Origin of the sequence: Cohnella endophytica, assembly GCF_003628305.1 — a bacterium.
Taxonomy (GTDB): domain Bacteria; phylum Bacillota; class Bacilli; order Paenibacillales; family Paenibacillaceae; genus Cohnella; species Cohnella endophytica.
The window spans coordinates 363,939-382,121 of record NZ_RBZM01000005.1 but is presented as its reverse complement, the minus strand read 5'-3'; the positions used below and the strand labels follow the sequence as shown (position 1 = coordinate 382,121).

Annotated in this window: 13 protein-coding genes; 3 read left to right on the top strand and 10 right to left on the bottom strand. The window is 52.5% G+C overall.

All coding sequences use genetic code 11. The features are described from left to right. The first annotated feature begins 120 nt into the window (after positions 1-120). On the top strand, positions 121-717 hold the full coding sequence (gene yyaC / locus D7Z26_RS11925; RefSeq protein WP_120977164.1) for a spore protease YyaC: 597 nt from the start codon (positions 121-123) through the stop codon (positions 715-717). Positions 718-721: 4 nt separating this feature from the next. Here yyaC and D7Z26_RS11920 read toward each other — a convergent pair whose 3' ends face one another. The 7 genes from D7Z26_RS11920 to D7Z26_RS11890 all read right to left on the bottom strand — a co-directional run bounded on the left by D7Z26_RS11920 (position 722) and on the right by D7Z26_RS11890 (position 9,891). Next, complete coding sequence (locus tag D7Z26_RS11920) at positions 722-1,765, bottom strand: glycoside hydrolase family 53 protein (RefSeq protein WP_120977162.1); 1,044 nt, start codon at positions 1,763-1,765, stop codon at positions 722-724. An 18-nt stretch (positions 1,766-1,783) separates the two neighbouring features. Continuing rightward, positions 1,784-2,662 (bottom strand): carbohydrate ABC transporter permease, encoded by an 879-nt coding sequence (locus D7Z26_RS11915; protein WP_120977160.1) that lies wholly within the window; start codon positions 2,660-2,662, stop codon positions 1,784-1,786. Positions 2,663-2,680: 18 nt separating this feature from the next. Then, complete coding sequence (locus tag D7Z26_RS11910) at positions 2,681-3,574, bottom strand: ABC transporter permease (RefSeq protein ID WP_120977158.1); 894 nt, start codon at positions 3,572-3,574, stop codon at positions 2,681-2,683. A gap of 171 nt (positions 3,575-3,745) precedes the next feature. Then, positions 3,746-5,461 carry a type 2 periplasmic-binding domain-containing protein gene (locus D7Z26_RS11905; RefSeq protein WP_120977156.1) on the bottom strand — a complete coding sequence of 572 codons (1,716 nt, stop codon included), beginning with the start codon at positions 5,459-5,461 and terminating at the stop codon, positions 3,746-3,748. Between the two features lie 108 nt (positions 5,462-5,569). Next, complete coding sequence (locus tag D7Z26_RS11900) at positions 5,570-7,201, bottom strand: response regulator (RefSeq protein ID WP_120977154.1); 1,632 nt, start codon at positions 7,199-7,201, stop codon at positions 5,570-5,572. Further along, on the bottom strand, positions 7,198-8,949 hold the full coding sequence (locus tag D7Z26_RS11895; RefSeq protein ID WP_120977152.1) for a sensor histidine kinase: 1,752 nt from the start codon (positions 8,947-8,949) through the stop codon (positions 7,198-7,200). Before D7Z26_RS11895 ends, D7Z26_RS11900 begins: the two co-directional genes overlap by 4 nt. A gap of 165 nt (positions 8,950-9,114) precedes the next feature. Continuing rightward, complete coding sequence (locus tag D7Z26_RS11890) at positions 9,115-9,891, bottom strand: protein-glutamine gamma-glutamyltransferase (RefSeq protein ID WP_325050454.1); 777 nt, start codon at positions 9,889-9,891, stop codon at positions 9,115-9,117. 122 nt (positions 9,892-10,013) lie between these two features. Between D7Z26_RS11890 and D7Z26_RS11885 the strand changes: the two genes are divergently transcribed. Beyond that, on the top strand, positions 10,014-10,688 hold the full coding sequence (locus D7Z26_RS11885; RefSeq protein WP_199731695.1) for an RNA polymerase sigma factor: 675 nt from the start codon (positions 10,014-10,016) through the stop codon (positions 10,686-10,688). Between the two features lie 148 nt (positions 10,689-10,836). After that, positions 10,837-11,199 carry a VOC family protein gene (locus D7Z26_RS11880; protein ID WP_120977148.1) on the top strand — a complete coding sequence of 121 codons (363 nt, stop codon included), beginning with the start codon at positions 10,837-10,839 and terminating at the stop codon, positions 11,197-11,199. Positions 11,200-11,313: 114 nt separating this feature from the next. Here the strand turns inward: D7Z26_RS11880 and D7Z26_RS11875 are convergent, their stop codons facing one another. The 3 genes from D7Z26_RS11875 to D7Z26_RS11865 form a co-directional block, all read right to left on the bottom strand. Then, positions 11,314-12,354, bottom strand: coding sequence for a glycoside hydrolase family 53 protein (locus D7Z26_RS11875; protein WP_407643513.1), 1,041 nt, complete (start codon positions 12,352-12,354; stop codon positions 11,314-11,316). 180 nt (positions 12,355-12,534) lie between these two features. Further along, entirely contained in the window at positions 12,535-16,854 is a 4,320-nt protein-coding gene (locus tag D7Z26_RS11870) for a glycosyl hydrolase 53 family protein (RefSeq protein WP_158602278.1), read from the bottom strand. A gap of 236 nt (positions 16,855-17,090) precedes the next feature. Next, a complete protein-coding gene (locus D7Z26_RS11865; protein WP_120977142.1) occupies positions 17,091-18,035 on the bottom strand; it encodes a DMT family transporter in 945 nt (314 codons plus the stop codon). Positions 18,036-18,183 lie beyond the last annotated feature (148 nt).

Here is an 18,183-nt window from a genome sequence, read left to right as displayed (position 1 = left end):
ATCGCACCTGTCGAATAATGGTGATAAAAAATATTCGTCCCCCGCTAAAATACGACAACATCATTTCGATACATATTGTATCATTATCTTCAATTAGAATCTTACCCTAGAGGTGACAGTATGTCTTCTCATCCCGAATCCCCTCTGAAAATTTTATATACGGAGCCATCCGCCACGATTCGTCTGACGAATCGTCTTAGCGGCCAAATTAAGGCGTTGCCTCCCGGCAAGCGTATCGTCGTCGTCTGCATCGGCACAGACCGAAGTACCGGCGACTCGCTCGGTCCGCTTACGGGATCGCTGTTAAGCAAATATCGCTCAAGCTTGTTCGAGCTATACGGAACGTTGGAGCATCCCGTTCATGCTATGAACTTGGACGATACTTTGGCTAAGATCTCCCGCGATTGCGACGATCCGTACGTGATTGCCATCGACGCCTGCCTTGGCACGGTTTCGGGTATCGGTACGGTGTTCGTAGGAGACGGACCTCTTCGCCCCGGCGCCGGCGTTAACAAACAGCTGTCTCCCGTCGGCAACATACATGTTTCCGGCATCGTCAACATCGGCGGCCTGCTTGGTTATCACGTGTTGCAGAATACCAGGCTCCATCTCGTCATGAGCATGGCCAATCTCATCTCGCGAAGCTTGTTCGTCGCGATTACGCTAGCCTCCAATATCAAAGAAGAAGCGCCCTCCTTAAATCGGGGGGCGCTGTGAAAACTTATCGTTCGCTCTTGCATGCATCCATAGAATCCAGCTTGTTGCCTTCGTAATCGAATAACGTCAGGTTCGACCAATTGTTGGGGTGCCCGACGGACCATTCCTCTTGCGAAGGAATCCAAGCCGGCTCCCACCAATGGAAACCCGCGCCCATTCCGTCCGGCGTATCCCGGATGATCGCGATAAAATCGCGCAAATACGCTGCTTGTCCTTCGACCGTCGCCGGATAGCCCGCATGCAGCTGATCTTCCCGCTCTACGATGAATGCCCGGCCCTCGGCCTTGTTCAACGTCCATGGGTACGCCGTTTCGACGACGACGATCGGCTTGCGGAACCGTTCGGACGTAGCCTTCAGATTGCGCCGCAAATCTTCCAAAGTTCCGTGCCACCAAGGATAGAACGATTGGCCGATGACATCGTATTCGACGCCGAGGTTCTCGAACCGCTCGAAGAACTTCCGGGTGGACGGCCAATCTCCGCCCCGGTCGATATGGATCATGACCTCGCTTTCCGGAATCGTCTCCCGAACGGCGGCAACTCCCACCTGCACGAGCGCCGCGAAACGCCCCCACTGCTCGTCCGTGTCGTGCTCTCCGTCCACTCGTCCGTCGTTCCACAGCATGCCCGGCGTGATCTCATTGCCGACTTGAACCATGTCGGGCGAAGTCCCTTGATCCCTTAGAGCCGATAATACTACTACCGTATACTCGCTAACCGCCCGCAGCAGGCCATCGAAATCCAAACCCTCCCACGCCTTAGGCTTCCATTGGTTCGCAGGGTCCGCCCAACGGTCCGAATAATGAAAGTCCAGCAGGAAGTGCATGCCCGAAGCTTTGATTCTCTTCGCCATCGCAAGCGTACGTTCTAGGTCGCAGAATCCCCCCGCCGGCTCGTTCCAGATCCGCAGGCGTACGGAGTTAACGCCGCTCTCTTGCGCGATCGACAGAATATCTTTACGTTCTCCGTTCTCGTAATAACTACCTCCGCCCGCTTCGATCTCGTCGACGAACGAAAGATCCATTCCTTTTAGAAACTGATTTGGCATTTCTCCCGTTCCTCCCCTCTATTCCTTAACCGAACCCATAACCAACCCTTTTACGAAAAACCGCTGCAAGAACGGATAGACGATCAGAATGGGGAGCGCCCCGATGAAAATCTGCGCCGCGTTAATCGTTTTCTGACTAAGCAGATCGAACTCTTCCTTGCTGAAGCTCATCGAGCTCAAGTCCCGCGAGACGATTACCGTCTGCAAATACGTCGCAAGCGGATATTGTTCCTTTTTGCTTAAATATAGCAAGCCGTCGAACCACGAATTCCAATGCCACACCATCGCGAACAAACCCAGCGTCGCGAGCGCCGGAAGCGACAACGGCAAGTAGATGCGGAACAGGATGCCGAATTGCCCGGACCCGTCGATCAACGCGGCTTCCTCAAGCTCCTTCGGAATGCCCCGGAAGAAGTTCATGAGCAGGATCGTAAGCCATACGTTGACTGCGCCCGGCAAGATGAGTACCCAGAACGAGTCCATGAGATGAAGCTTCTGAATGACGATATAGAACGGAATGAGACCTCCGTTGAAGATCATCGTGAAGATGAAAAGCCAGGCATAGATGGAACGGCCTTTGAACTGCACGTTTTCTTTGGATAAGGCGTACGCCGCTAGACAAGCGACGAACAAAATGAGAAGCGTGCCGATTACGGTCCGTTTGACCGCGATCAACAACGAACCTAGGAACACGGGATTGTCGATTGTCTTCTTATAAGCTTCAACCGAGAAATTTACCGGCCATAAGCCCACAAGGTTGCCGTCCGCCGCCGCTTTCGCGCTGAACGAGACGGCGAATACGTGCACTAACGGTACGATGCACATTAGGGCAAGGAGGAGCAAGATCGTCGTGTTGATTACGTTAAAAACCCGGTAGGATGCCGTTTTGTGATACATGTCTCGATTCCTCCTTCTTTAGAAAACTCGGTAATTCGCCCATTTGTAGGCCAACCGGTACGAGATGACGATCAGGATCATGCTGATGACCGATTTGAAAAGACCTACCGCGGTCGCGAAACCGAAATTTCCGTCATTGATGGCGGTTCGGTACACGAACGTATCGATAATGTCCCCTTTGTCATAGACGAGGGAGTTATACAGGTTGAATATTTGGTCGAAACCCGCGTTCAGGATGTTGCCTAGCGACAATGTTCCCACGACGATCGCCATCGGAACGAGCGATGGAATCGTAATGTACCTCGTTTGCTTCCATCTGGACGCCCCGTCCACTTCTGCCGCCTCGTACAGAGAAGGGTTGATGCCCGCTAACGCCGCAAGGAATACGATCGTGCTGTATCCGAACTCCTTCCATACCTCCGAAGCCACGATCGTGACCCGGAACCAATCGCCGTCCATCAGGAACGGGATCGGGCCGATGCCGAAGCTGCCTAAGACGCGGTTGACGAGCCCTCCGTCCGTCGACAAGAAATTCACGAGAATGCCGCCTAGAATGACCCACGATAGAAAATGGGGCAAGTATACGAGCGTTTGAATGGAACGATTGAGAAAACGTTGACGCACTTCGTTAAGCAGAATCGCGAACGTGAAAGGTACGGCTAGGTTGAACACGATCTTGCTGACCGCGATGATAAACGTATTCATGATGACTTGAATGCTATCTTCCCTCTCGAATAACGCGCGGAAGTGGTCCAAGCCGATCCAAGCCGATTTGCTGAATCCAAGCCATGGCTTATAATCCATGAAGGCCATCGTAACGCCGGCCATCGGCAAGAAGTTGAATACGATCAGAAATACAAGCGCCGGCAAAACCATAAGGTGGAATGGCCAAGTCCGTCTGAGATAACCCATTATGATGCCTCCTTATGCAATATAGACGAATTATAGCAAAGCCACTTTCGGCGCAGTATCCAACAAACCCAACATTGATGGCATTATTGCAACCTCTTTGCGGATGGTTAACGGGTCGCGCGCGGACATGGCAAAAAGGCAGCCGGAAACCGGCTGCCCCTGTGCTCATTATTACTTCGTCGTCGCGTACCAGTCGTTGACTTCCTTCGTAATCTGATCGCCGCCGGAGGACTTCCAATTGGCGACGAATTTATCGAATTCGTCCACGCCTTTTTTGCCGTAGATAATTTCGTTGTACGCTTGAAGCTCGATTTTCTTCAAATAATCCTGTTTCGAAGACATCGTAGGCGTCGATGGACCCGTGAACATGTCGCTGATGCTAATGCCCGGTTGGGACAACAGGACTTTGGCCGCTGCCGGCGTTTCCGGTCCGTAGTTGTTCTTCACTTCTTTCTCTAGGCGTGTTTCAGGCTCTTTGCCGTCCGCCAGCGCGAGAAGGGACTTCATCTGGGCATCCGGAATGCGGGCGCCGTCTTTGACTAACCAATAGCGGTTAATGTTAACTTCCCCGCCCGGAATTTTATCCAAGTAAACCGGGTTGCCGCTTGCGTCTAGATCGTAATCGTATCCTTTGAACACGCCGAGATCCCACTGACTGCCCTTGGCCGGATCGGCCAGGTGCTCGAACAGGTAGTTCTGATACGTGAACAGCGCTTCCGGATTTTTCATGTCTTTGTTGATCAACGTAACTCCCGAAGTGAAGTTCGTACCGTGACGTCCAGCTTTGCCGTCCGGACCCGTCGGGATTGCGTAAGGCTTCCATACTGCCGTTGGTACGTTTTTCGCCGTATCGAGAAGCGGCCATCCGCTCATCCAATAAGGTCCAGGAATGATACCCGCCGTACCCGCAACCGCAGGCTCGGACGTCTTGTTCTCATCCCATAACGCGGCTTCCGCCGGGATATAACCTTTGTCGCGCCATAGTTTGATCGTCTCGAGCGCTTGCTTCGACGCAGGATTGATGGAACCCCACTCCAAGCTTCCGTCCGCGGCTACGTTCCATTGACCCGGAACCGTGCCGTAAGCTCCGAAGATCCAAGACGGATCGCCCATCCAGGTGTTCATCGTCGTCTTGAAGCCGATGGACAACGGTACGACTTTGTCCGGCTTCAAGCCGTCCGGATTCTGGTTCTTGAACGCATCCATGATCTTCTCTAGATCCGCGAGCGTCTTAGGTCCTTCCAGGTTCAGCTTGTCGAGCCAATCTTGGCGAATCCAGAGCAGGTAATCGTGGTTGTAGGCGTAGTCGAGTACCGGTATACCCATTTTCTTGCCGTCGCGCATGTAGGGATTCCATACTCCGGGATCGAGCTCCATCGCCTTTTTCCAAGTGTCGTTCGCGTATTTGTCGAACAATTCGCCGACATCTTGGAACATTCCCGTGTCGATCAAGTCTTGCGCCAATTGCGCATCGCCGATCGTGACCGTGTCCGGCATTTTCTGGCCGGAAGACATCGACAACCGCATTTTCGTTACGAAGGCGTTGTTCGTATCCGTAACGGACCAAAGCGAATTGATCTTGATGCCGAGCGTATCGAGCGCCCACTTCGTGGAAACGTTGTTCTCGATCGTCTCGCCGTTCTTGAATTTCAACGCCGGATCGACGCCCCAGACGGTCGAAATCTCGACCGGCGGATCATATTTCTCTTTATAAGGACTTGTGGATTCTTCGGTTCCCGATTCCGATGCGGAAGCGCTTGCGGGAGCGCTGGCGCTAGGCGAAGCCGCGTTTTTGTTGCCGTTGTTGCTGGAGCATGCGGAAGCGAACGTCGCGACGAGAGCGAACGTAAGCGCGAGCATCCATCCTTTGCGCGTATGGGCTTTCATATTTTTCCCCCTCAAGGTTGTGTATAATGCCTTCACGGTTCATTATAGGGGAGTGCCCGTACCCGGCCTATGTCGCACATCCAACATTTCTGCACCTTTGCCAACCTGTTATTGATCGCGGAATTCGTTCGGCGTCATTCCGTAGTGCTTTTTGAACATTTTGCTGAAATATTGCGGATTCTGGTAGCCGAGCTCTGTCGTAATCTCGTAAATTTTCTTGTTCGAATGCTTGAGCAAATACAAGGCTTTCTCCATCCGAATACGGATTATATAGTCTCCAAGGCTCTCGCCCGTCTCGATTTTATAGATTTTCGACAAATAAACGGGATGAAGGAACACCTTGTCAGCGATCGTCTTCACCGAAGTCTCTTGTCCCGAGTCGCCCATGACTAGCTCCTGCACTTGCTTCACGATGTGGCTCTTCGTATAGTGATCGTTCTCCGATAGCTCCTGCATCAGCTTATCCAGCATATCCGTCGCCCATGCCCTCAGCTTATCCGTCGAATGGACGGATGACGGGTCGAGCAGCGGATCCAATCCCGCCTCGTTGATCTGGTGTATGAATACGCCTTGCTTGTGAGCGATATATAAATACGCGTTCGTCATGGACAGCAAAGCTTCGTAAAGATGCTCCCGCGACACGGACATTTTGTCGAGCGAATCGAATACCTCGTTGATCTTGTCCCTGGCCGCCTCCCATTGCTTCGATTCAAGAAGATGAATGAGCGTCGGCGGACGGTAGAGGCTTTCCAGCGACTTGACCGACACTTGCTCGGCCGTCAGATTCTCCTGATAGATGGCCGCTGCCGGAAGATGGCTTTTGCCGTGCTGGAATGCCGTCGTCAACGCGCTTCGATAGGCGGAACTCAGTTCCTCCGGAAACACGAACCAGTGAGTAACCACGGTCGAGATGTCCCCTTTGAGAAAAGTGCGCACTTGATGGTGGAAGTCGTTCACGAAAGGTTCTAGCTGCGCTTTCGTCGGAATGTCCCCTCCGGCACCGGATGCCGCCACTTCCTCCCGTAGCGTGGCAAGAAGCACCAGGCAATCGTGAGGGGCTTTGCTATGCCAGATCCGATACTTGGAAGCAAACACCTCTTCGGCGATATTGCCGACCGCGTATTCCATCAACGAGAAAGAGTGCGCGTCGTAGTCTCTGAATTGCTTCCCAAGCTGGACGAGCATCATGAACGCCATATCGCCGACCTTCAGCGGAATTTCGTATTGCTCGAGCTTTCTCTCGATCGTGCTTCGAGAGCCTTGCTTTCCGAGCGTCAAGTCGCGCATCAGATTATCTTTCAGCTGAGAACGATCGGACTTCAACTCGTAGAGGATCCGATGCCGCTCTTCGGAATCCTCCCATTCGTCGCGCAAAGAATCGATCGCGTTGGCGACGCTGGTCATGAACTCGTTGTCGTTCACCGGCTTCAAAATATAGTCGAACACTTGCAGTTGAATCGCCCGCTTCGCGTATTCGAAGTCGGAGTGTCCCGTCAGGAGCAGGCTGCGAACGTTCGGCCAACGTTTGGCGACCGTCTGGACGAGCTCGAGCCCGTCCATCTCGGGCATCCGAATATCCGTCACCAGAATATCGATCTCCTGTTCCTCCAGAATGCGCAACGCTTCGGCTCCCGAGGAAGCCCGATAGACGGCGCGCATATTCAATTGCTCCCACGGGATCGTCATCGCCAAGCTTTCCGTGACGTAGGATTCGTCATCCACGAGCAATATTTCAATCATGCCGGTTCCTCCTTCTCTTGGTTGTTCGAGCTCTGGTGGCGCCAATTCAAGACGACCCGCAAGCCTCCCAGCTCGGATGGGCCGATCTCGATCCCCGCTCCCTCGCCGTATCTAAGCTGCAACCTTTGGTTCACGTTCCATAATCCGCAGCCCGTTTTCTCGCTCATCGGTTCTTCCAACTCGCGCGCGAGATTTATGCGGCCTTCTTCGTTTAATCCTTTGCCGTTATCCTCCACGACGATTCGAAACCAGCCCTCCTCCTCGGAGACCCCGATCTGGATAATTCCTTCTCCCGACTTCTCCTCGATTCCGTGCAGCACCGCGTTCTCGACGAGCGGCTGAATGACGAGCGGCGGTATTTCGATTTTCCTGAGCCTTGGAGGAAGCTCCACCGTGAAATCGAGCCGGTTTCTTCTCAGCTTCTGAATTTCAAGATAGCTGCCGACGAAATCCAGTTCGTCGGATAAGGACACGAAATCCCGCTCCTGCCTCGTCGTATATCGGTAATAGCTGGACAAATTCTGGGACATCGCCACGACCGCTTCGTGATTTTTCATTTTGGCCATGCTGGAGATGAAAGAGAAGCAATTATAGAAAAAGTGCGGGTTTATCTGCGATTGGAGCTGTTTCAGCCTCGCTTCCCTCACGTGAATCTGCTCCAGGTATACCTTCTCGAACAGCTCCTGGATTTGTACGACCATGGAGTTGAAGCGCATGAACACGAAGCTGAATTCGTTGTTGCCCTTCGGCTTCAGTCGTACGGAGTAATCCTCGTACTTCAGCTTCTGGAAACTGCCGACGAGTTGTTTAAGCGGCGATTGCACCTGCGCATACAAGACGTATGCGAGCACGAAGCTCATGAGCAGCAAGGAGCCGACAGTGAAGTAAAACATCCGGTTCGTCTGCACGATCGGCCCGATGACGTCGGATAGCGGAATATAGTCGATCAAGTACCATTCCGTCGTATCGGAATGTTGCGTATTTACCAAGTAATTAACTCCGTTCAGCTTGACGGTCTGATTGACGACGTCCATCGCATGCTCCTCTTCGAGTTGGACGACAAGCTCTTCCGCGACGGCGCGATTAGCCGAGCTGTTGTAGATTACCCCGGTATCCTTCTTATAGAAGAACGGATTGCGCCTGCCGTCGCTCTTGAACTTGTCGAGCATATCGACGATATTCCGGCTGCCGAATCGTACTTCGATAATGAGATTGGACTCCTGAGGCCGGTTAAAGGAGCTGAACGGAGCGACCGAGAACATTGAGAAAATGTATTGCCCCTTGCCGTCCCCTTGCACCTGCCAGCCTTGTTTCATCCGGCGCTTAAGCTCGGCATCGTCGTAAGCTTTCACGGCGTTCGAGGACACGACCCGATTCAGGATCGGCGAATAAATATAAAGCGAGCTCTGCCAGTTCGAGGAATTTTCTTGAATGCTGAGCTTGCGCTGAATCCGGTTGATTAACGTGATCATATCCAACGTCAACGAAGGTCCGGGACTCTCGAACGTATCCCGCAGATCGGAAATATCCGGGTCGTGGATCAATAAATTCGGCCACAAGGAGATCGATTCGATGTTGACGTTCACCTGGTTCTGGAAGAACAATAGCCTATTCGCGTTCGAGTCGTTCAGCTCGTCCCGCAACACTTCGGTGCTCGTCCGGTTGGAGAAAAAATAAAGCCCCATGATCGGCAGCAGCATAACGACGAAAATAAGGACGATTTTGGTGAACAGATTGATTTTCGGCATCTTAAGGATCGTCTCCGTTTCGTATTAGGAAAAGCAGGAAAGAGGTTGCCCTGTAATCAGGAACAACCTCTTGCTTAAATGATTTTATTATACGCGTTTCCCAAGCGGAGAGATAGGATGCATTTGCAACATTTCCGCACTTATCGCAAGCTTCGAGACAAACAACTAGTCTATGAAAAATTGAATACCTATCCGCGCGAAAATAATCGACCTCGCGTCAGGCGCAAACTTTGAGAGATACAAATAACCCGGCTGAGTGACGTCTTCCGTGAGGTAGGCCGATTGGTTGCTGCCGGGACGGCGGTTTTGGTTTAAGCCGTGAATGATCTTTTTTGCCGGCACGATGCCGAAAGGGTGTCCATAGTAGCTGTCATCCCCGATCTTGACCACATTCTCGCCACGCCACTCCGGCGTATCGGGGGAGAAATCGGGATTGTTGAAATAAAGAAGGTCACCTGGGTATGAATCCTTAATTCCCGTTTGCGTGTTTAACCCCAAATTATCGTCGGTTTCCCAGTCATAAAGAAGCAAACCGGAGAAGAGATTGTTGAAATCGGTCTCGCGGATCGAATCGAGCACTCCCTTATATAGAACGATTACGGAGGCGGTCGAGCATTCGGTGGCGTATTTGCTGCCGTTCGCGAAAATATCCCGGATTCCCGCAGCGGGCGTACTGTCGTCCTTGATCCGAAATCCGCCTTCATCCGTTAATTTCCACAGTCGCTCGTTGCACTGGGCCTTATCGAAGTTTGCAAACCTCAATCCGCTATTGCTTAAAGTATCGGCGGCGGCAACGATGGCGGCCCTTAGTGCCATTTCGAACCGCAAGTACTGAACGGACGGATAAGAGTAGGCGACTGAACTTTTCTTTTTCAGCTCATAAATTTTGATTGCAACAGGGGACCATGAGGTAGTATCCACGGTTGTCTGCTCGTCAGAAATCGTGATGATCTTAACCCACCTCCTGTTTATCTGTAGAGAGTATGCCGATGCGAGGATAGAAATGAATTGGGCAGAAATGTTAAAAACAGGATTGAGACGATTATTTATAGAAATAAATAGACATGGACATGAACTGGAAACCTATCTTATTTCAATACAGCATTCGTATTACCGGAAACCGGTGGGATGCCGAGGATTTGACTCAGGAAGCCATGATTAAATTGCTAGAGGCTGTCCGCGCAAAGCCGGATAGGCCCATAACCAGGGCATTCCTTTATCGAATTGCGATGAATGCTTGGATTGACGTTCAGAGGAAACAAACAATCCGCACCGTGCCTTATGGTCAAAGCCATGAAGAGGCGGCTTCGGATGGTTTGTTGTCCAGCCGGGAGTTGTTGGAGCAACTCGCGGAACGTCTGCCGCCCATAATGGCCGTTCTCCTATTGCTGATGGACGTGTTTGACTTTACTGCAAAAGAAACCGCGGAATTCGTGCGAATGAGGGAGTCCACCGTTCAAGTAACGTTAGGGCGTGCGCGTATGAAGCTCAAGCAATTGGCGCAGTTTGACCTCTCTGATCAACCGGCAACGAGTAGGAGTAAGGTTAAGAATTACCCGATGGATATGGATGCGTTGGTTGACGCTTTTCGCAGACGCGACCCTATCGCTATCTACCGTTCCTATCTCGGGTTAACCCAAGAAGGAATTCTTCTTACCCACTTTCGGACATTGGATACGCGATTGCATTTTACGTTCAGAGATCCCGACGGCAACTTGTTCAGGATCGTATCGAATTAATTTCAAGTTATTGTTTGGTTTTATTCGAATCTCCCGTTTATTCGATCGAGAGGATAAAATAATTGAAAGGATGTGAACGAGGTCGTGCGCGTTCATCGGACGCTTGAAAGGCGTGGAAGTTAAAAGCTGACTTAAGGGGAGTAGCCATATGAAAAACGTAAGCCGCATCGATACCGTGTTTGTTCCCGTAACCAATGTGGGCAAATCGGAAGAATGGTACCTGAAAATGTTTCAATTTCGAATCGTATATCGCTCCAATGACGGCCAGTATGTCGGATTTCGGTTCGATCAAGAAGGTCCGCTTCAATGCGGGCTAACGATTTACAAATGCGAAGCAATCCCGGAGCAGAAACATATTCCGTTTAATTTCTACGTCTCCGACGTCGAAGAAATGCATCGAATGTTGAAGGAAAGTAACGTCTGGGTGTCCGATATTCATGAGGGCGAAGGGATGAAGTTCTTCGACTTTGCCGACCCGGACGGCAATGTGCTCGGTGCCGTTACTTTTTAATGACTAGATAAGATAACGCAACAAAGACGCAGCGTCAGTCTAAGACTTCATTTACAAGTCTTACGGCTGCCGCTGCGTCTCTTTGGTCTTTCAATCAAACCTTATAAGGATAGATCAGTTCAAGAACCCTTCCAGCGCGATCGTCGGCTTCATGTCCGCTTGCCAAGCTCCCATGTTGTAGCCTCCGTTATACCCCGGCGTCGCTTCTGGTTCCCAATAGAAGACGCCCAGGCCTTTACCCCCGGATATATTCCGGATCTTCGTCTTGATATCGGAGACGAAGCTCTTCGCGGCGGCAGGCTGATTGTAATCCATGCCGATTTCGGTGATCATGACGCTTTTGCCATATCTGGAGATCATGTTGTTCGCATTGCTGATCGTTTGGGTGACTTTCGTCGACCAATCGGAACTGGTCGGATAGAGCGACATGCCGATGATATCGAAGGTCGCTCCGTTGCTGATCAGTCCTCCGATATTCCAGACGAACAAAGAGTTGTCATACCCGTTGGACAGATGTACGATCGTTTTCGTTCCGCTGAAAATCGATTTGACCGCGTTATTGCCCGTATTAACGAGCCACGCGTAATTCTGCATACTGAGCGACGCTTTGCCGTCATCCCAGAGCATGCCGTTGTTCGTTTCGTTACCGATCTGTACCCAGTCCGGCGTAACGCCCTTGCCCTGCATTGCGGTCATGACGTCTCTCGTATAGTTATAAACGGCATCCATCAATTGCTGGAACGTATAGTTTTTCCAAGCGGCCGGCTTCGTTTGCTTACCGGGGTCTGCCCATGAATCGCTATAATGCAGCGTGAGCATGACGCTCATGCCCGCATTCTTGGCACGCAAGGCCAACGCCGCGGCGCGATCCTTGTTCATATACCCGTTCCCGTAATCGCTGGATGGATTGACGAATACGCGAATTCTTACGGAATTGATCTGGTAGTCATTCTTCAGGATGTCGAGGATATCCCGTTGCACGCCGTTCTTGTCTTTCCACTTGGTGCCTTGCGCTTCCATCCCGGCCACCCAGCTGATGTCGGCTCCTTTGGCGAAAGCGGGCGCAGCTTCAGCCGTTCGCGGAGATGCGGCAGGACCGAGCAACAACGATACGACCAGTAATGCGGTAACGAACAAACCGATTCCCTTCTTCAGCATTTCAATTCTCCTTTGCTTCTTCGAATTCAGTATCGTTTCTCCACCGCTATACCGTTCCGTCGTCCCTCCTTTCCTCTCTTCAAAAAAAACGGCGTAGCCTCGAAATCCCGCGTCATCCGTACAAGCTACAGAATCTAGGTTTCGTGACTACCCCGTTTGGTATTGACTTTAACGTCGTTATCGCAGCAAATTGTACAACAGCTGTGCCGCTTCCGCCCGCGTCGTCGCCGATTGCGGCGCGAAGCGATTGTTTCCTTGTCCTTGGAACAAACCTAAGGCTTGAGCTTGGCTCACCTGAACGCCGGCCCAAGAAGCGATTCGATCCGCATCGGCAAAAGCGATTGAGCTCTCTGGCATGCTATCCCTTTCGTTCAGGTAACGGTATGCCCTCATTGCCATGACCGCCATCTCCTGACGGCTAATCCATTCATTCGGTCCGAATCGGTTGCCTTCCAAGCCTTTGACGATGCCAGCCGCTTGGGCTGCCCCCACTTCTCCAGCAAACCATGCATCCGACGCCACGTCCGCGAACGGTTGAGATGAACCGGCCTTAGGCTGTTTCAGTTTCAACGCGCGTGCCAGCATGGCGGCGAACTCGGCGCGCGTTATTTTTTTCGCCGGATCGAAGCGTTGCGCACCTGTCCCCTTCATGTAAAGCTTAGCCGCCAAAACATCCACGGCCTTGTATGCCCAGTGCGAAGCCGTTACGTCCGCGAACGGAACATGCAATTCGAGGACGGCATACGCGCTGAAATGATGGACTTTGGCCGTAATGAAGCCGTCTTTCCAAACGCCTCCAACGTACTCGATATTACCGTCGCCGGAAACGAAGTATACGCCTGCCCGATCGGAGAAGGCTTCGGCTCCTATCGCGAAGCGGAGCGTGATCGGTTCAGCGAATTCGGTCAATGCATTGGCAGAACCGTTATTTCCGACAAGGGATAACGTGAAATCGTAGACGTTACCGATGGAGCGAATGTCGGCGTTCGTTTTCTCCTTGGCACGATCCAACAGATCTTTCGCGGACGAAAGCTGCTTGAAGCTCACGGAAACATAGCCGTCCTGAACGTTCCCGCTTTTTTTCAATTCCGCAATTACGACAGCCGGAATGTCGATGACGAGGTTTGACGTTCTGAAACTAATTGAATGATCTCCTAACGCTTCCAGTGCGGAAGCCGGCAGACGAATCTCGGTTACGTCGGTCGGAATAGCGACGACCGCGCTTCCGTCAACGAAGCTTGCCAGGGCATCCGATTTAACGGTCCAAACTTTGCCGTTCGTTGCCGTTGTTCCGCCGTTTGAACCGGACAAGGTCGTCGCCTGAACGGAAGGCCCGTTCGAGGTCCAGATCGACGAGTCCTCGCTGGCTTCGACTTTGAACGAATACGCCGTATTCGGCGTCAAATCCGCGATAACCGCGTTCGTACCCGTAACGGTTTTGAGCAGCAAGCCGTCGCGGTAAATTTTGTATGCCGCGGCGGACGATGGATCGGCTAAACCCGACCAACTGAGCTTCAAGCTATTGCTAGATACTTCGGACGCTAGCAAGCTAGCGGAAGAAGTCCATACCGGAACGCTCGTTTGCTCGAAAAATTCAAAGGAATCGATCCATCCCCAAATATTCGCCGCCGTATCGACCTCGATTCCGAGCGTTGCTTTTCCGCCCTTAACGTGGATGTTCTCGATCGAATACGTTCCCCAGACGTTCCATCCTTTATTGACGATCTTCTCGGAAACGAGCCGGTCCCCGCCGTATCCAACGGCATACAAGTTAACCGAATTATCCTCGCCGTCCGGATCTTGCCCGGACACTTTGGCTTTCAGCGTATACGTCCCATCCCGCAACCCTTCCACGGTTTGGAAGAGCTTGAAGCCATAAGCGGATTCGGACCAATAGTTAACGGCACGCTGGCCGCTCTGCGCATTGCCCGGTTGGTTTTTGACGATCGCAGCCCCTGCGGTGCCCGTTAAGTCCCATCCCGGAATGTCCGCAGCATTCGCTGGAGGCGTCTCGAAGCCCGGATTGACGAGTAAATTGCGGTAAGCCGTGACCGTAATGTCCTGTCTGGCGGTCATTCCAGTGCCGGCGACCGTGCCCGAAACCGTAAACGTACCGACCCGGCTCAAACGATCTTGACTGATGGCCGACCACGTTACCGATGCTGTCTCGATGCTTCCTTCGTTGAAGAGCACGCCGACGGTTGCCGGGAGCTGGGAGGCAACCGTTGCTGCCGGTTCGTTCGCGGATACCGTAAGGCCATCAAGGGGCATGACCCGCACGGCTGCTATCTCCGGAAGCTGGTTCGCGTTGAACTTGAATGCATTCAAGGAAGACAGCGCATTGCCATGGGCGTCGAACATTGCCTGGTTATCCCATGCGTTGCCTTCTTTGACTTTCCAGCCCGCTTGATAATCGCCATTCGAGTCTTTAGGCACGGGAATCCAAGCCGGTTCCCAGTAAAACGCTCCGACGCCTTTACCGCCTGTCGTATGCGCGACCGTATTCATGACCATAGTGAATTCGGCCGCTTGTCCCTCGGGGGTTGCCGGAAAACCCGCCTTTTCCGCATCCGAAGCCTTCGCGATGTTGCCCCAGCCGTCTCCGTCTTCCAACGTTTGCGGGTGTGCCGTTTCGACGACGACGAGTTCTTTGCCGAAACGCGTTGCCAGATCGTTCAAGTTGTCCTTTAATTGTTTGAACGTACCGTGCCAATAGGGGTAGAACGAAAGTCCGATCACGTCGTAATCGACGTTGCGCGCTTTCATCGCGTCGAAGAAGCTGCGGAACTTCCCGTTATCGCCGCCTTCGGCAAGATGAAGCATGATCTTGACTTCTTTGCCGTCCGGGGTCGTGTCCCGTACGGCTTTGATCCCATTGCCGAGCAATTGCGCCAGCTTATTGTAATTGCTGATCGAGCCGTCAGGCAGCATCATCCCGGGGTTGATCTCGTTGCCGATCTGCACCATGTCCGGGTAAGCGTTCTCCTCCTTCAACGTGTTCATGACATTGGCCGTATACGAATAGACAGCGGCGTTCAGATCGTCGAAGCTAAGATCGGCCCAAGCCGCGGGTTTGACCTGGCTGCCCGGATCCGCCCAGAAATCCGAATAGTGGAAGTCGAGCAGCAGCTTGAATCCAGCCGTCTTTACCCTTTTCGCCATCGCGATCGTATGCGCCTTGTCGTTATATCCTCCCGCTTGTACAGGATCGTTCCAGAGACGAAGGCGTACGTAATTGACGCCGTTGTCCTTCAAGATCTCAAGCAGGTCACGCTGCTTTCCGTTCTGGTAGTACTTGCCTCCCGCGTCCTCGATCGCCTGTAGCGTGGAGATATCGGCGCCTTTAATGAAATCGCTCGCCGGCGTATGCGGAGTGTTCACGGTCGCCGTCGGTCCATTGTTGCTCCATAAGGAAGCCGCGTTACCCGCCTCGACCTTAAACGAGTAGGAAGCTCCCGGCGATAAATCGGTCGCCTGATACCTCGAAGCATTAGCAGGCAACGTAACCTTTACTTGCCCGTTCTGTAGGATGCGATAACCGGTTACGCCGACATCGTCCGTTGCTCCGGACCATGAAAGCACTACGCCTCTCGAGGTAAGGGACGATGCCGTCAGCGCAGCTTCCGACGTCCAAGAGGGGACAGCGCCCGAAGCGGCAGCGGTCGTTATCGTTGCCGATGGACCGGTCGTGCTCCATGCCTTTCCGCCATAACTAGCCTCGACCTTGAACGTATAGGACGTAGATGGCGTCAACTGGTCGACGAACAACGTCGTGCCCGTCGACGTTCCGCGCACGACACCTGCCTGATCGATCACCCTGTAAGACGTCACGTTCCCGGCATCGTTAACCCCCGACCATGCCAATGTTACCGAACTCGCGCCGATAGCCGTTGCTTCAACCTGTTTGTCGGCGCCCCACGTCGGGGAGGCTTGGACGAGATGGAAATCGACGTCGTCCAGCACGCCCCAAGCTTTCGAGGCGCCTTCGACTTCGATTCCGATCGTCGCCGTATCGGAAGCGATGACGATATCTTTGAAGATAATGTTACTCCAATTGCCGTAACCGGAATGCGTCGTCTTCTCGGAGTATTCCGTAACCCCGTTCTGGGTCACGAATAACCGAATGTCTCCCGCTCCCGAATCCCCCATCTCCCACGCGCCGAGCTGGTATACTCCCGGTACGAGACCGGTTATCGACTTGGAAACCGTAAATTGATAGGCAACGTCGGCATAATGCTTTAAGTATCTTGTGCCGGTATGAGAGTTAGTCCCCTCGCTGCTGATCGAACCCGCTCCCGCGGTACCCGAATATTGCCAGTCATTAGTGTTGGCGAAATCCCAACTTTCCTCGAAGCTCGGATTCGCAACCAAATTAACGGAACCGGCCGCGAATGCCGAACGAGGCGTTCCGATCGCCGATGTGATTACCGAAAACACGAGAATTGCCGATAATAAGACCGATAACGCTTTTCTCCCGATTTTCCCGTAAGCTATCATCCTAATTCCCTCCCATTTAAATGCTGACACTCTTCTACTTGTCTCTATGGACATTATTGTAGGAAGATCATCCTTAGGAAGGTAGAGTACGGAAAGAACATTTCTGCACCTTTCGCAAGCATTTGCATTCAAAACCTACCCAAGCTGCCTCTAAAAGCTTGCGACATTCGCCCGGCATGCCAAAAAGCCCGCGAATCGCGGACTTGCGCGATTCGCGGGCTCTCGTGATGAAGCAGCTACCCTTGGGAAGGAGAAGCTTTTCTTGCAGCGGGACGATTGACGATAACGATGCCTCCGACGACTAGCGCAAGCGCCGCCCAAACGAACAAATGAAGTTCCTCGCCCAGCAAGGCAGCCGACAGGAACACGCCGAATACCGGGATCAAGAACAAATACATCGAGATGCTACCGACCTTGTTGTACTTCATTACCGTATTCCACAGCACGAAACCCAGCGCCGAAAGCACGGCGAGATAGAGCAACATCCATGTGGCCTTACCCGTAAAGGAGAACGGCATCAATCCGGCCCCGCAAGCGCCGATAACCAACAAGGCAATCCCGCCTAAGAGCATCTGGTATGCGGTCATATATAAAATATCGAGATGTTCGGACTCCTTCTTCGACAGCACGTTTCCGAGCCCTCCGAAGAACATCGCAAGCAACAAACAAAGCTCCGCCGCGCCGAATTGAATCGATAAGTCTCCTTTGCTCACGCCGACTAGAATGACTCCGGCGAAGCCGACGGTAAGTCCGGCTACTTTACGCATCGTGATCCGATCCCCGGAATACATGAAATGCGCCAATAGGATTTGGAAAAAAGACGTCGTACCCGCGATGATCGAGCCTTGGACGCCCGTCGAGCCGCTCATTCCATAGTAGAAGAAAACATATTGAAGCAGCGTTTGGAACAGACCGATGCGTCCAACTTTCGACAGAGAGCCACGTTGGTAGCCGATCGGTCTTCCGAGCAATTTCATGAACAGTAAAATCAGGAGCGCCGCAAGCGTGAATCGGTACCCCGCGAACAAAATTTGCCCGAATACGTCGCTTTTTCCGATATCGAGTTCCTCGTAGCTTAATTTGACGAATGGAAAAGCGCTTCCCCACAGGAACGTCGCTCCCGCGGCCGCGGCCATGATTCCTAGCGGATGGGTAAATATTTTCTCTGTCGTAAGCTTCATTTCATGCTTCCCCTGTCTGTCTGCCATAATATCTAGTACGCAGACCATTATAAAGGGAGTCAGAACAAAGCGGAATCCTTTTAGGAACAATGCAATAAATTGGACGCATTCGATTCGGTCGCGCTATCGCGAAAAAACAGCCCAACGC

Coding starts and splice junctions, on each gene's coding strand:
- yyaC (WP_120977164.1), top strand. CDS start 121: ATGTCTTCTCATCCCGAATCCCCTCTGAAAATTTTATATACGGAGCCA.
- D7Z26_RS11920 (WP_120977162.1), bottom strand. CDS start 1,765: ATGCCAAATCAGTTTCTAAAAGGAATGGATCTTTCGTTCGTCGACGAG.
- D7Z26_RS11915 (WP_120977160.1), bottom strand. CDS start 2,662: ATGTATCACAAAACGGCATCCTACCGGGTTTTTAACGTAATCAACACG.
- D7Z26_RS11910 (WP_120977158.1), bottom strand. CDS start 3,574: ATGGGTTATCTCAGACGGACTTGGCCATTCCACCTTATGGTTTTGCCG.
- D7Z26_RS11905 (WP_120977156.1), bottom strand. CDS start 5,461: ATGAAAGCCCATACGCGCAAAGGATGGATGCTCGCGCTTACGTTCGCT.
- D7Z26_RS11900 (WP_120977154.1), bottom strand. CDS start 7,201: ATGATTGAAATATTGCTCGTGGATGACGAATCCTACGTCACGGAAAGC.
- D7Z26_RS11895 (WP_120977152.1), bottom strand. CDS start 8,949: ATGCCGAAAATCAATCTGTTCACCAAAATCGTCCTTATTTTCGTCGTT.
- D7Z26_RS11885 (WP_199731695.1), top strand. CDS start 10,014: ATGGACATGAACTGGAAACCTATCTTATTTCAATACAGCATTCGTATT.
- D7Z26_RS11880 (WP_120977148.1), top strand. CDS start 10,837: ATGAAAAACGTAAGCCGCATCGATACCGTGTTTGTTCCCGTAACCAAT.
- D7Z26_RS11870 (WP_158602278.1), bottom strand. CDS start 16,854: ATGATAGCTTACGGGAAAATCGGGAGAAAAGCGTTATCGGTCTTATTA.
- D7Z26_RS11865 (WP_120977142.1), bottom strand. CDS start 18,035: ATGAAGCTTACGACAGAGAAAATATTTACCCATCCGCTAGGAATCATG.